This window comes from Azoarcus taiwanensis, assembly GCF_012910885.1.
GTDB lineage: Bacteria > Pseudomonadota > Gammaproteobacteria > Burkholderiales > Rhodocyclaceae > Azoarcus_F > Azoarcus_F taiwanensis.
In genome coordinates this window covers 1-14501 of the sequence record NZ_WTVM01000099.1, presented here as the reverse complement: position 1 = coordinate 14501, position 14501 = coordinate 1, and the positions used below count along the sequence as shown (strand labels likewise).

General features: G+C 61.4%; 14 protein-coding genes. All 14 read right to left on the bottom strand.

Going from position 1 to position 14501, the window contains the following annotated elements:
- Positions 1–1288, bottom strand: a 1288-nt coding sequence (locus GPA21_RS14595) for a type IV pilus assembly protein FimV (protein WP_281355952.1), incomplete at its 3' end; no start/stop codon positions are given.
- Positions 1289–1551: 263 nt separating this feature from the next.
- Positions 1552–2685: an aspartate-semialdehyde dehydrogenase gene (gene asd / locus GPA21_RS14590; protein WP_168988866.1), complete on the bottom strand. Its 1134-nt coding sequence runs from the start codon at positions 2683–2685 to the stop codon at positions 1552–1554.
- A gap of 31 nt (positions 2686–2716) precedes the next feature.
- Positions 2717–3769: a 3-isopropylmalate dehydrogenase gene (gene leuB, locus GPA21_RS14585; RefSeq protein ID WP_168988865.1), complete on the bottom strand. Its 1053-nt coding sequence runs from the start codon at positions 3767–3769 to the stop codon at positions 2717–2719.
- A gap of 32 nt (positions 3770–3801) precedes the next feature.
- Positions 3802–4440, bottom strand: coding sequence for a 3-isopropylmalate dehydratase small subunit (gene leuD / locus GPA21_RS14580; protein ID WP_168988864.1), 639 nt, complete (start codon positions 4438–4440; stop codon positions 3802–3804).
- Complete coding sequence (locus tag GPA21_RS14575) at positions 4440–4568, bottom strand: entericidin A/B family lipoprotein (RefSeq protein ID WP_168988863.1); 129 nt, start codon at positions 4566–4568, stop codon at positions 4440–4442. Before GPA21_RS14575 ends, leuD begins: the two co-directional genes overlap by 1 nt.
- A gap of 10 nt (positions 4569–4578) precedes the next feature.
- Entirely contained in the window at positions 4579–5988 is a 1410-nt protein-coding gene (leuC, locus tag GPA21_RS14570; RefSeq protein WP_168988862.1) for a 3-isopropylmalate dehydratase large subunit, read from the bottom strand.
- Between the two features lie 91 nt (positions 5989–6079).
- Positions 6080–6892, bottom strand: a complete 813-nt coding sequence (locus GPA21_RS14565; RefSeq protein WP_168988861.1) for a M48 family metallopeptidase — start codon at positions 6890–6892, stop codon at positions 6080–6082.
- Between the two features lie 11 nt (positions 6893–6903).
- Positions 6904–8046 (bottom strand): MFS transporter, encoded by a 1143-nt coding sequence (locus tag GPA21_RS14560; RefSeq protein WP_168988860.1) that lies wholly within the window; start codon positions 8044–8046, stop codon positions 6904–6906.
- Between the two features lie 95 nt (positions 8047–8141).
- Entirely contained in the window at positions 8142–9275 is a 1134-nt protein-coding gene (gene aroC / locus GPA21_RS14555) for a chorismate synthase (RefSeq protein WP_168988859.1), read from the bottom strand.
- A gap of 88 nt (positions 9276–9363) precedes the next feature.
- Positions 9364–9678 carry an acetolactate synthase small subunit gene (gene ilvN / locus GPA21_RS14550; RefSeq protein ID WP_168988858.1) on the bottom strand — a complete coding sequence of 105 codons (315 nt, stop codon included), beginning with the start codon at positions 9676–9678 and terminating at the stop codon, positions 9364–9366.
- 1 nt (position 9679) lies between these two features.
- Positions 9680–11347 carry an acetolactate synthase large subunit gene (gene ilvB, locus GPA21_RS14545; RefSeq protein ID WP_168988857.1) on the bottom strand — a complete coding sequence of 556 codons (1668 nt, stop codon included), beginning with the start codon at positions 11345–11347 and terminating at the stop codon, positions 9680–9682.
- A 315-nt stretch (positions 11348–11662) separates the two neighbouring features.
- A complete protein-coding gene (locus tag GPA21_RS14540; protein ID WP_168988856.1) occupies positions 11663–13330 on the bottom strand; it encodes a long-chain-fatty-acid--CoA ligase in 1668 nt (555 codons plus the stop codon).
- Positions 13331–13481: 151 nt separating this feature from the next.
- Positions 13482–13931 (bottom strand): CBS domain-containing protein, encoded by a 450-nt coding sequence (locus GPA21_RS14535; protein WP_168988855.1) that lies wholly within the window; start codon positions 13929–13931, stop codon positions 13482–13484.
- 242 nt (positions 13932–14173) lie between these two features.
- On the bottom strand, positions 14174–14497 hold the full coding sequence (fdxA, locus tag GPA21_RS14530) for a ferredoxin FdxA (protein WP_168988867.1): 324 nt from the start codon (positions 14495–14497) through the stop codon (positions 14174–14176).
- Positions 14498–14501 lie beyond the last annotated feature (4 nt).

Genomic DNA, 14501 nt, shown 5'->3' with positions numbered 1-14501 from the left:
CGGCGACATCGGCGTCAGCGAGCAATGCATCGAGATCCGGAAGGTCCGCGACGTCAAGCTCGGCCGCGTCGAGCGGTACATCGCCCACATCGGCTTCGGCCAGGGCGGGCGCCTCGAGCTCGGATTCAACTGCGGCCGGCGGCGCCTCGGATTCAGGCTCAGCGGCGATCGGCGGCGCTGCGGGCTCGGTCACCCCTGCGGCGGCCAATTGCTCCTGCATTTGTGCAAGCGCCGTATTACGAAGCTCGATCAGCCCCTGCAGATCGCGAATGCTTTGCTCAAGCTCGCTCAGGCGATCATAGGCTTCTTCCAAAGACCGCTCCCGGGCCACGAGCTCTTCCTCAAGCGCCTGAAGCCGGGCGGCGCGATCGCCATCGACCCCCTCCTGCGCAGCTCCGGAAACCTCGACACGATCACGCGGCAGGTCCGCCGCTTGGGGCTCGGCAACGCGTGGCACGATTTCACCAACTTGTTCGCGTGCGTCGGTCGGGGCAGGTGCCGCGGGACGCTCGGCGACTGCAGTCGCAAGTCCTCGGCGATAGGCCTCGAAGTCCGTCGTCTGCGCCACGACCTCACGGCGAGCATCGTTAGCCGTGATCCCTTGTACTGCTGAGCTTTCCGGTATCGTAAGGATGGCGCCGGCGCGCAAGCGATTGATGTTGCCATCAACGAAGGCGGCCGGATTCTGTCGCAACAGCGCGATCATCATTTGCTCGACCGTGGTATTGGCCGGACGATTACGGGTCGCGATTCCATGGAGTGTGTCTCCCCTGGCGACCTGATACTGGCTACCAGCGGCGGCTGCAGCCGGGCGAGGAGTCGGTGCTGGGCGGGGTGCGACGGCTGGCGCAGCAGAGGGACGGTCTATCGTAGCGGCCGCAACCGGCGGCCGTGCAAGTTCTACGGGATCCAGCAGAAAAGTGTATTGACGCAACAAACGCCCTTCCGACCAGTTGAGCTCGACGAGCATCTCGAGAAAGGGTTCATCGATCGGACGATCGCTGGTGACACGAACCACGGAGCGGTTGCCACGCGTTTCGATCGAAAAATTCAAGGCCGACATGATCGGCGAATAGCCGACGTTTGCACGAACAAAGGCATCTGGAGGCGCGACCCTCGCGGAGAGGGTGCGAAGCTCCTCGGGCGTCGCCTGTACCTCGATCTCGGCACGAAGCGGCTGACCAAGGCCGCTAAGCACGTTCAAACCTCCCAATCCGGCCGCGAAACTACTCAGGGGAAGTGTTGCGATCGCAGTCGCGACCAGCGTTGCCTTTAGCGTCGTTTTCATAGATGTCATAGCGTAGGACACACCCCTTCGGGCGCCAAAAAGGGCCAAACAAATCGGTATTTGAGCAACTCTTGAAACCAGCCGCGTTACGAATCTAGCATTTTCTTGAGCTTTTGACAGCAATTCTTTATTTAATATGGAACTTCTTGGTTCAATGACGTCAATTTGCGGCCGAACTTTAACCGCGACTCACAGTGTCTCGCCTCACCGGGCGACAAAACGCAACAAAGGCCGCTCGAGGCGGCCTTTGTTGCGTTATCACATCAGGCGTCCAGAAGAATCCTGAGCATACGCCGAAGCGGTTCGGCTGCTCCCCAGAGCAGTTGATCCCCCACGGTGAATGCACCGAGGTATTCCGGACCCATGGCAAGCTTGTGCAAGCGGCCGACTGGTATCGTGAGCTTGCCGGTTACTGCCGCGGGCGTCAGCTCGCGCTCGGTGACCTCACGCTCGTTGGGTACCACGCGAACCCACTCGTTTGCACTCGCGATGATGTCGCTCACCTCATCAAGCGGCACATCCTTCCTGAGCTTGATGGTCAGGCCCTGCGAATGGCAGCGCATCGCCCCGATGCGAACACACAGGCCGTCGATCGGGATGCTCCCCTCACTGCGGAACGCAGCTCGACCAAGGATCTTGTTGCACTCGGAGCCGCCCTTCCACTCTTCCTTGGACTGACCGTGCTCGACCGGAACGTCGATCCAGGGGATAAGGCTGCCAGCCAAAGCCGTGCCACGGAAGTTCTTCACTGGGAAATCCGCAGAGCGCATGGTTTCACTGACCTTGCGATCGATATCGAGGATCGCAGAGGCCGGATCGGCGAGCTCAGCCTTGACCGCATCGTGCAAGGCGCCCATCTGCGACAGCAGCTCGCGCATGTTTTGCGCACCGGCGCCCGAGGCAGCCTGGTAGGTCATGGCCGAGACCCATTCAACCAGGTCGTGACGGAACAGCCCGCCGAGACCCATCAGCATCAGGGATACCGTGCAGTTTCCGCCGATCCAGTCGCGACCGCCGTTAGCCAGTGCCTTCTTGATGACGTCCATATTGACCGGATCGAGCACGATGACCGATTCGTCCGCCATGCGCAGCGCGCTGGCGGCGTCGATCCAGTGACCATTCCAGCCCGCGGCCCGCAGTTGCGGATACACCGCCTTGGTGTAGTCACCACCCTGGCAGGTGATGACGATGTCGCAAGCCTTGAGTGCTTCGACGTTACTCGCGTCCTGCAGCGGCGCGGCGGCCTGCTTGCCGCCAAAAGACGGCGCTTCGCCGCCCGCGTTCGAGGTGGAGAAGTAGATCGGTTCGATGTGATCGAAGTCGCCCTCCTCGACCATGCGCTGCATGAGAACGGAACCGACCATTCCGCGCCAACCGACCAAACCAACCTTTGTCATCTGCTTACCCTCTTGAATCCGTGTTCTGTGTTCAAAGTGCCGCAAGAACGGCGTCGCCCATTTGTCTCGTGCCGACCCGGCTGGTCCCCGGTTCGAAGATGTCACCGGTGCGATAACCCTGCGCAAGCACCTTCTTCACCGCCCCCTCGACGCGCAGCGCAGCTTCCTCCCGGCCGAACGTATAGCGCAACATCATCGCCACCGAAAGTATCGTGGCGAGCGGGTTGGCGACACCCTTTCCAGCGATGTCCGGCGCAGAGCCGTGAGACGGCTCGTACAAACCCTTGTTGTTCTCGTCCAGCGAAGCGGACGGCAACATGCCGATCGAACCGGTCAGCATCGAGGCTTCGTCCGAGAGAATGTCACCAAACATGTTGCCGGTGACCATCACGTCGAACTGCTTGGGCGCACGCACCAGCTGCATCGCGGCGTTATCGACCAGCATGTGGCTGAGCTCGACGTCCGGGTACTCGGGCGCGAGCTCGGTCATCACGTCCCTCCACAACTGGGTGGTCTCGAGCACGTTCATCTTGTCGACCGAGCACAAGCGCTTGCCGCGTTTGCGAGCGGCCTCGAACGCGACCCGACCGATACGCCGAATCTCGCTTTCAGTGTAGTGCATGGTGTTGAAACCGTAGCGCTCGCCGCCACGCTCCTCGACCCCGCGCGGCTGACCGAAATAGATGTCACCGGTGAGCTCGCGGACGATGAGAATGTCGAGGCCGGCAACCACCTCTGGCTTCAGCGAGGAAGCGTTTGCCAGCTCCGGATAGAGAATCGCGGGACGAAGATTGGCAAACAGGCCGAGCTCCTTGCGGATTGCCAGGAGGCCTCGCTCGGGGCGCTGCTCACGCGGGAGCGTGTCCCATTTCGGGCCACCTACAGCGCCCAGCAGGACTGCATCGGCAGCCTTTGCCAGCCGGCTGGTCGCCTCCGGATAGGGAGTGCCCGTGGCATCCACCGCACCGCCACCGATCAGCGCCTCTTCCATCTCGAAGCCCAGTTCGAGTGCTTCGAGTACCCGAACGGCCTCGGCCATGATCTCGGGACCGATGCCGTCACCCGGCAATACACAGATCTTCATCACTTCTCCAGACAAGCCCGGGGCCAAGGCACTCAGGCGAAATAGTAGGGATGCATGTCACGGCGCTTCTGCTCGAAGGCACGAATCTCTTCGGCATGACGAAGGGTCAGACCGATATCGTCCCAACCGTTGAGCAAACACTCCTTGCGGAAGGCGTCGACCTCGAATCTCACCAGCTCGCCGTTGGGGCGGGTAATCGTCTGCGACTCGAGATCGATCGCCAGTCGATAGCCCTCGGTAGCCACGCATTCGCGAAAAAGCGTATCGACGGTCTCTGCGGGAATCACGATCGGCAGCAAGCCGTTCTTGAAACAGTTGTTGAAGAAAATGTCTGCAAAACTCGGCCCGATCAGCACCCGGATGCCGAAATCCTCCAGCGCCCAGGGCGCATGCTCTCGCGAACTGCCACACCCGAAGTTGTCACGGGTGAGCAGAACCTGCGCGCCCTGATAGCGCGGCTGATTGAGGACGAAATCCGGGTTCTTCGGGCGCGCGCTGCAATCCTGGCCAGGCTCGCCGTGGTCGAGATAACGCCATTCGTCGAACAGGTTCGGCCCAAAGCCGCTGCGCTTGATCGACTTGAGGAATTGCTTGGGGATGATTGCATCGGTATCGACATTGGCGCGATCAAGCGGCGCCACCAAGCCGTCCAGTAACTTGAATGCGTTCATTATTTCACGGCCCTCTGAATGGCTTCGCCACCCTTCTCGATATCCTTGCCGACGCCATGAATGGTGTTGCAACCAGCCAAAGCCAACCCGATGAACAACGCGCCAAGCACCATTGCGGTCAGTTTCATGCCATTCTCCTCACAGCAGATTACGCACATCCACGAAGCGCCCCTCGACCGCGGCCGCGGCCGCCATTGCGGGGCTGACCAGGTGAGTTCGTCCGCCAGCACCCTGGCGCCCTTCGAAGTTCCGGTTGGATGTCGAGGCACAGTGCTCGCCAGCCTCGAGGCGGTCGGCGTTCATCGCCAGGCACATCGAACAACCGGGTTCGCGCCACTCGAAACCCGCCGCCAGAAACACCTCGTGCAAGCCCTCGGCCTCGGCCTGGCGCTTGACCAGGCCCGAACCCGGCACCACGAGCACCCGTTTGACGCTGTCCGCCTTACGCCGGCCCCGCGCCACTTTGGCTGCCTCGCGCAAATCCTCGATGCGCGAATTGGTACATGAGCCAATGAAGACCTGATCGACCGGAATCTCGCCGATCGGCATGTCCGGCGACAGACCCATGTACTTGAGCGCGCGCTCGACGCCGTCGCGCTTGACCGGGTCATCGATCGAGGCTGGATTCGGCACCCGGCCAGTGACACCGGCAACCATCTCGGGCGAGGTGCCCCAGGTAACCTGCGGCTCGATCTCGCTCGCATCGAGTACGACGACCTTGTCGAACTCGGCACCGGCATCCGAATGCAGGGTACGCCAATAGGCAACCGCCTTGTCCCAAGCATCCCCGCTCGGGGCGTAGGGCTTGCCACGCAGGTAGTCGATGGTGGTGTCATCCACCGCCACCAGACCGGCACGCGCACCCGCCTCGATCGCCATGTTGCACACCGTCATCCGGCCTTCCATCGACAACGCACGGATCGCAGAGCCACCGAACTCGATCGCAAAGCCGGTTCCGCCAGCGGTGCCGATACGCCCGATGATGGCGAGCACGATGTCCTTGGCGGTCACGCCCGGCCCAACTTCGCCATCGACCCGCACCAGCATGGTCCGCGACTTCTTTTGCAGCAGACACTGGGTTGCGAGCACATGCTCGACCTCGGAGGTGCCGATACCGTGCGCGAGACAGGCAAACGCGCCGTGCGTGGACGTATGCGAGTCGCCGCAGACCACGGTCATGCCGGGAAGGGTCGCACCGTTCTCGGGCCCGATCACATGCACGATGCCCTGGCGCTCGTCACGGAACGGGAAATAGGTCAGCGCACCGTACTCGCGAATGTTGGCGTCCAGCGTCTCAACCTGGGTGCGCGACACCGGATCCTTGATGCCCTCGTCCCAATGGTCGGTCGGGGTGTTGTGGTCGGCGGTAGCGACAATCGAACTGACCCGCCACGGCTTGCGGCCGGCCAGCTTGAGGCCCTCAAAGGCCTGCGGGCTGGTGACCTCATGGACCAGATGGCGGTCAATGTAGATCAGCGCGGTACCGTCGTCCTGCTGACGGACGAGATGGCTCTCCCAGAGTTTCTCGTACAAGGTTTGGGGCTTCATCCGATCACTTCCACTGAATCGAAACGTTCAATTATTTCACAGGGCGCCAACGCTGAATAGCGTTGCCGCCCTCCCGCGATATCAGGCAAAGTCACCGTCTCGCGCCTACGTAGAGTGGCATCACGCGATTGGCGGCCTCGGTCAGCTCGCGCTTTCGGTTCGCGTGAGCCGGATGGGTGGACAGCCATTGAGGTGGTGCCGCCCCGGACCGGGTCGCCATCTTGTCCCACAGCGTCACCGCGGCTCTCGGGTCGTAACCGGCTCGCGCCGCCAGTTCGACACCGATCCGGTCGGCCTCGGTTTCATGCAGGCGGGAATGCGGCAACTCGAACGTGACTCGGGCGATGGACGACATGATGTCCTGCCCGGGCCCGCCGACGCCGAGTACCGCACTCGCAATCGACACCCCCATCCCGGTCGCCATGCTTCGCGACACACGCTCCCGCGCATGCTCGCGCAAGGCATGTGCCATCTCATGCCCCATCACCGCGGCGATCTCGTCGTCGGTCAGTTGCAGGCGCTCGATCAACCCCGAGTAGATCGCCATCTTGCCCCCGGCCATGCACCACGCGTTGAGATCATCAGACTGCAGAACATGGATCTCCCACGCCCAGCGCGGCGCATCTGCACGGAATGCGCCGGTATGCGGCACAAGCCGGTTCATGATAGTGCGCACCCGTGCGACCTGACGGGCATCGCGGTCCAGTTTTCCGGCTTTGCGTGCCGCTTCGATGACCTCGCGATATTGCAGCGCGGAGGCCTGCTCGACCTCCTGCGCGGAAACCATCATCATCTGCTGGCGTTGAACACCCACCGCGCCGGCCCCGGTGGTCTGCACCGTCTGACACGCACCGAGCAACAGCGCAAGCAGCGCGACAAGCAATAGTCTCGAACGTCCGAACATCCTTTGAACCCTCAGTCTTCACGCGGCTCGAGCAAACCGCGAATCAGCCAAACCAGCCCAATCAGCGCGAACCCCGATCCGATCGTAAACGTCCAGGCCGCACCGATGCTGTCCCAGGTAAAACCGCTGAGCAAGCCTCCGATCATACCGCCGGCGCCAAACGACAGGCTGCCGTACAAGGCTTGCCCACTCGCCTGTAATCTGCCGGGAAACCATCGGTTTACCAGCGTGATCGCCGCTGCATGATAGGCGCCGAATGTCGCGCCGTGGAGCAGTTGTGCAACAACAAGTATCGGCAGGCTCCCGACACCCCAACCGATCATTACGAAGCGTACGACCGCGGCAGCAAACGCAAACAGCAACACCGAACGCATGCTGAAGCGCCTTGCCATGCGCGGCATCAGCAGGAACACCACGATCTCCGACAGCACACCAAGCGTCCACATCCATCCGACAAGCGACTTGCCATAACCGTTCTCGACCAGATAGATGGAGTAGAAAACGTAGAGCGCACCATGGGCGGCCGACATGAAGAAACAGGCCCCGAAAAGTGCCTGTATATGGGGCTGCCTCAACGTTGTCGCGAGGCTGGCCGGGAGCCGCGCCTCTACCGGACGCCCGGCTTCCGGTACCCATACTGCGCACAGCAGGATCGTCGCGAGAATCAAGGTGCTCATCCACAGCAGCGAGGACACCGGCAGATGGTCGAGCGCGTAACCAATGAGCAGTACCGCGACGATGAAACCGGCCGAGCCCCAGGAACGGATGGTGCCGTAGCGATGCCCTTCCCCGCCCAGATGATTGAACGTCGTGCTCTCCACCAGCGGGAGCGCGGCGCTCCAGAAAAAACTCATCAGCGCCATCGCGACGAAAACCCCGAAGAAGTCGCTGGTGACGAAGAACAGGCAGAAGCCGAGCAGACTCGCGAGCGCCGAGACCCGTACGATGGGCATTCGCACGCCGGTACGCTCCGACAACCAACCCCACAGATTGGGAGCGATGATTCGCATCAACTGCATCAACGACATCAGTATCGCGATGTCTGTCGCCGAAAATGCCAGTGACTGCAGGTAAAGAGTGAAATACGGCGCGAATGCGCCAATGAACGCGAAATAGGCGAAGTAGTAGCCGGACAGGCGCCAGAAAGGAAGCATCACGTCATTCTAATGGCCCGCGACATCGATTTCGGGACGCAGCGGCATGCCTCGCAAGACCGGCAACACGAAAACGTGTCTTTGACGCCTGACAGTTATTCGGTCGGTGCCGGAGGGCTCTGCTCTCCATCCGGGCTGAGGCGCGGAATGACCGGCGTTTGGCTATTCACGTCCATCCCTTGAGCACGCTGGCGCAAGGCATGATCGATGAGCACCAGCGCCAGCATCGCCTCGGCGATCGGGGTCGCGCGGATACCAACGCAGGGGTCGTGACGGCCATGGGTGTTGACCACCACCGGCTTGCCACTTCGATCGATGGAGCGCCGGTCGAGGCGGATGCTTGAGGTCGGCTTGATCGCCATGCTGACGATCACGTCCTGCCCGGTGGAGATTCCTCCCAGAACACCGCCGGCGTTATTGCTGACATAGCCCTCGGGCGTCATTTCGTCGGAGTGTTCGGTGCCGCGCTGCGCCACACTGGAAAAACCTGCGCCGATCTCGATGCCCTTGACCGCGTTGATGCCCATCATCGCATGCGCAATGTCCGCGTCCAGGCGGTCATAGACCGGCTCACCCCAACCCGGCGGCACGCCTGTCGCCACCACGTTGATACGCGCCCCGATCGAATCCCCGGACTTGCGCAAGGTGTCCATGTAGTCCTCGAGCTGCGGCACCATGGCCGCATTCGGCGCGAAGAACGGATTGCAGTCAACCTCGTTCCAGTCGACGAACGGAATCTCGACTTCGCCGAGTTGAGCCATGTAACCGCGAATCACCACACCATAGCGTTCGCGCAACCACTTGCGAGCAATCGCACCAGCTGCGACACGCACCGCGGTCTCGCGTGCGGATGAACGACCGCCACCGCGATAGTCACGCAAACCGTATTTCTGCTCGTAGGCATAGTCGGCATGCCCCGGCCGGAAAGTGTCGGCGATGTTGCCGTAATCGCGCGAGCGCTGATCGGTATTGCGGATGAGCAAGCCGATCGGCGCACCAGTGGTCACCCCTTCAAAAACCCCGGACAGAATCTCGACCTCATCCGGCTCCCGACGCTGGGTGACGTGACGCGAGGTGCCCGGCTTGCGCCGGTCGAGCTCACGCTGAATATCGGACACATCGATGGCGAGTCCCGGCGGACAGCCATCCACCACACAGCCAATGGCTGGTCCGTGCGACTCGCCGAACGAAGTCACGCAGAAGAGTTTGCCGAAGGTGTTTCCGGACATGGCCCGCTCGCGTAGTTGTTGTCTTCAAGGCGCGCGAGTTTAGCATGGCGGGAGACACGCGCCTCCCGCCGCACCCGCAATCGCGCGATCAGTGGAAGAACTGCTCGAGACGCACGAAAACCTCGTGCTCGGCGCCGTGTCGGCGGACCGCAAGCACGTCGACCAGCTTCTCGAGCTGAAGAATCATCTGCTCGAGGCGTCGATCCTCGAACACCAGCAACCAGATGCGGCTGCGGTCGGTGTTCGGCGTCGGCATACAAAGAATCCCTTCGACGTTGAACGCCCGACGCGCGAAGAGGTTGCAGATATGACTCATGACGCCCGGGTGGTTGTTCACATCGAGCTCGAGCACCACTTTGGTGATGCCCGCCTGCTCAAGGGGTTCAGCAACTTGCTCGATCATTTCAGCCTCCGATCATCTCGGTGTTGGCCGCACCCGGCGGCACCATGGGGAACACGAACTGCTCACGGTCGATGGACGCGTGAATCAGGCACGGGCCGGGCGCAGACAAGGCCTGCGCCAGGGTCTCGGCGGGATTGGCGGCGGCATCCAGATCCACCGCGGCAATGCCAAAGCCCTCTGCGATCCGCAGAAAGTTGGGAGCCCCGCGATACTTCGATGCAAACACACGCTTGCCATAGAAGAGGTTCTGCTGCTGGTACACCAGGCCAAGCGAGTTGTTGTTCATCAAGACGATCTTGACGTTGAGCCCTTCTTCGGCAAGCGTTGCCAGCTCCTGGATATTCATCAACAAGCTGCCATCGCCCGAGAAGCACACCACCGTCCGCTCGGGCGCGGCAAGTGCCGCGCCGACCGCCGCTGGCATACCGAAACCCATGGTGCCAAGGCCGCCCGAGGTCAGCCACTGTCGCGGGCGCCTGAACGGATAAGCCTGCGCCACCCACATCTGGTGCTGACCGACGTCGGTCGTGATGATCGCCTCGTCGTCGAGCGCCGAAGCCACCGCGTGAATCAGCCCGTAGTGGCTGCGCGGGTCGTCGCGAGCCGGCATCTCCATCGGGTAGCGATTGCGCAACCCGTCGACCTGGGCGAGCCAGGCATCGCGCAGCTTGACCTTGACCTGCGGAAGGAGCGCGTCGAGCACTTTGGCGACGTCGCCATTGATCGCGACATGGGCCGTCTTGATCTTGTGCAGTTCGGACGGATCGACATCGATGTGGATGATGTTGGCGTTCGGACAGAACTGTGCCGCCTTGCCGATCGCCCGGTCGTCGAATCTCGCCCCGACACAGATCAGCAGATCCGCCTCCTCGAGCACGAAGTTGGTGTAGCGCGCGGCATGCATACCGAGCATGCCGATGGACAGCGGATGGTCGAGCGGCAGCGCCCCGAGCCCCATCAACGTCATCGTCGTCGGCAGGCTTGCCTGTTCCGCCAGGGTCACCGCCTGTTGCGACGCACCACTGTGAATCACACCACCACCCAGGTACAGCACCGGCCGCTCTGCTGCGTTGATCATTTCCGCGGCACGTTCGATGGCAGCCAGATCGAGTACCGGCGCCGGGTCCGGCTCTGCGGGTTCAGGCAAGGTCTCGATCTCGATCAGTTGGTTCTGCACATCCTTGGGCACATCGACGAGTACCGGACCGGGCCGACCGGACATTGCCAGGCGGAAGGCTTCCGGGATCACTTCGAGCAACTCGGTGGCCGAGCGCACCAGGAAGTTGTGTTTGGTGATCGGCACCGTGATGCCGTAGATGTCCACCTCCTGGAATGCATCGGTCCCGATCATCGGCAGCGGCACCTGACCGGTGATGGCGACCATCGGGATGGAGTCGAGCATCGCATCGGCGATCGCCGTGACTAGGTTGGTCGCGCCGGGACCGCTGGAGGCGAAACAGACTTCGGGGCGCCCGGAAACCCGCGCCATGCCCTGCGCCATGAAACCCGCGCCCTGTTCATGCCGGGCGAGCACATGGCGAATCACGTCACTGCCTGACAAAGCATCGTAAAGCGGCAATATTGCGCCGCCGGGGATGCCCGCGATAGTTCGCACGCCCTGCCGCTCGAGCAGGCGCACAATCAGTTGCGCGCCGGTCATCTGCTTCATGGTTCACTCCTCTGGATCTAAGGTCCGGTCCTGCAAATCCGGCGGCCAAAAAAAACAAAACCCCCGCCGGGCTTGCGCGCCGGCGGGGGTTGGAATCGGTTAGCCTGCTTTCCCTACCCTTGCGACGCGCGACCGCCTACGCCTACTACTACGCGTACGATCGAGACTACAGCGAGGTTCAGGGAAATTGCGTTCATGAGTTTGTCGCTACAGGACTGCTCGGATTCTAGCCGGCATATGCATTGCAGCACAAGAAAAAAATCCAGTTGGGACGTGCGCGCATCGCTGCCAAGCGATGCGCGCACGTCCCTTCTCTCAAGCCTTGCCGTCGCGGAGCATGCGCCGCAGTACCTTGCCGACGTTGGTTTTCGGCAACTCGTCGCGGAACTCGATGATGTGCGGCACCTTGTAGGCTGTAAGGTTCTCCCGGCAGTGAGCGATGATTGCCTCTTTGGTCAACTGCGGATCCTTACGCACCACGAAGAGCTTGACCGCCTCACCGCTTCTTTCGTCCGGCACCCCGACGGCGGCGACTTCGAGGACACCGGAATGAGTCGCAACCACGTCTTCCACTTCATTCGGAAAGACGTTGAAACCGGACACCAGAATCATGTCCTTTTTCCGGTCGATGAGTCTCACGAAACCGGCCTCATCCACAGTCGCAATATCGCCGGTCCTCAAGAACCCATCACTTGTGAATACCTTGGCGGTCTCCTCCGGGCGATTCCAGTACTCGCGCATCACCTGAGGCCCCCGGATGCACAACTCTCCCGGCTGCCCGATTCCGACTTCCTTGCCCTCATCGTCGCGGATGCTGATCTCGGTCGACGAGATCGGCAGACCGATCGAGTGGGTGAATGCCGTAATCGTCAGTGGATTGATCGTCGCAGCCGGAGAGGTTTCGGTCAGGCCGTAGGCCTCGATCAGCGGCTTGCCAGTCACCGCTTGCCACTTCTCGGCCACCGCCTGCTGAACCGCCATGCCGCCACCAAGCGCAAGCTTGAACGACGAAAAGTCGAGCTTGGCGAACTCAGGGTTGTGCAGCAGGGCATTGAACAGGGTATTGACCCCTGTAATCACCGTGAAACGGTGCTTACCCATCTCCTTTATGAAGCCGGGAATATCACGCGGATTGGTGATCAACACATTGGTCGCACCGAGCTTGAAGAAGGTCAGGCAGTTCGCGGTCAGCGAGAAGATGTGATACAGGGGCAAGGCGGTAATGATGATCTCGCTCCCCTCTTTGACATGAGATCCAATCCACGCATGCGCCTGTTGAAGGTTGGCGATGATGTTCCGATGCGTGAGTACCGCGCCTTTGGCCACGCCTGTTGTGCCGCCGGTGTACTGCAGATAGGCGATATCCTCATGCCCGACGTCAACGGGCTGCAAGCGCTCGGCCGCGCCCAGCTTGAGCGCACTGGTCATTCTCACCGCACCGGGCAGATTCCAGGCGGGCACCATCTTCTTGATCCGTCGCACGACGAAATCAACGATCATACCTTTGGGGAAGCCCAGCATCTCGCCGAGGCTCGTGACCACCACGTTGGCGATCGGCACCCGCCCTATCACCTGCTCAAGCGTGTGTGCGAAATTCTCGACGATGACAATCGTCTCGGCTCCGGAGTCCTTGAGCTGATGCTCGAGCTCACGCGGAGTGTAGAGCGGGTTGACGTTAACCACCGTGTATCCCGCGCGCAGCACGCCAAACATCGCCACCGGATACTGCAGGACGTTGGGCATCATCAGTGCCACACGCGCTTTCGGTGGCAGCTTGATGACCTGCTGGAGGTAGGCGGCAAAGGCCGCCGAGAGGCGATCGAGTTCTGCGTAGGTGATCGACTTACCCATGCAGGTGTAGGCTTCGCGATCCGCGAACTTTCTCACCCCTTCCTCGAAAAGATCGCCGATCGATGAGTACTGATCGACGTCTATCTCGGCGGGCACGCCCTCGGGATAGGTCTTAAGCCAGACCTTTTCCATGATGTCTCCTTGTCTTCAGGTTGGAAAAAGCGCCAGTGAAGTCATGCTTCACCGGCTCCGCCCTCCCTAGGCGTCACGATGCGTCAGGCGCACCGCCTCCAACCCGAGCCTGGACCGCCGGACTTGCCGGCGGCTTTGGCTCGTCGATTTCTTACGCTTCCCCGGCCTCTTCGGGCCAGTTGCGAATGTAATTCTTGAGCATACGGTTCTCGAAGCTTTGCTCCTCGAGGACCGCCTTGGCGACATCGTGGAAGGAAACCACGCCCATCAGCGTACCGCCATCCATGACCGGAAGATAGCGCTGATGCTGCTCGATCATCAGACGCCGCAACTCATCCATTTCCATGTTCGGCGCCGCGGTCAACGGTTCCGCCAGCATCGCGTCGCCGACCGGCATCTCCGCCCAGCCTGAACCGCCGGCCTGCACAGCGCGCAAGACCTCCCGAAAAGTCAGGATACCTGCCATCTTGCCACCGGAAAATACCACGACCGAACCGACATCCTGCTCGTTCATGACTTCAACGGCCTCGCCAAGCGGGCGCTCGGGCGCGATCGTATATAAGACCTTTCCCTTGATCGCAAGTATCTCGCTAACCAGCATTTGCCATTCTCCGTGAGCTACGCGGTGCCATCTTAGTGTATCGGGATGCAGCGACCAACAAGGGAACACCCGTACTGGCCGTCCGCTCCGCAATGCCGAAACGCGAAAACAGGCCTTGGGGCGCACAGCGGCATTGCTCATCCCCGCGGAAGCGACGGCTATCCCTGTAGTTCGCGCCCAGCCCTGCGCCTCAATTCCTGGTTTCGTCCTGCCCCTTTCTCAACAATGCAGGTCTGCAGAATTCAGCGCTTCAGCTCCGAGAGCTTGTCCTTGCGCTGCGCCCAATCGTCTGCGTCAGGAAGCGCATCCTTGCGCTCGACGATCGGCCCCCATTGCCGCGAAAGCTCCGCATTGAGCGCGATGAAATCGCGCTGATCGTCCGGCACATCGTCCTCAGCGTAAATCGCCTCGACCGGACATTCTGCGACGCAAAGCGTACAGTCAATACACTCTTCCGGATCGATGACAAGAAAATTCGGCCCCTCCCGGAAACAATCGACGGGACAGACATCCACGCAATCGGTGTATTTGCAGCGGATACAGGATTCGGTCACTACGTAGGTCATTATC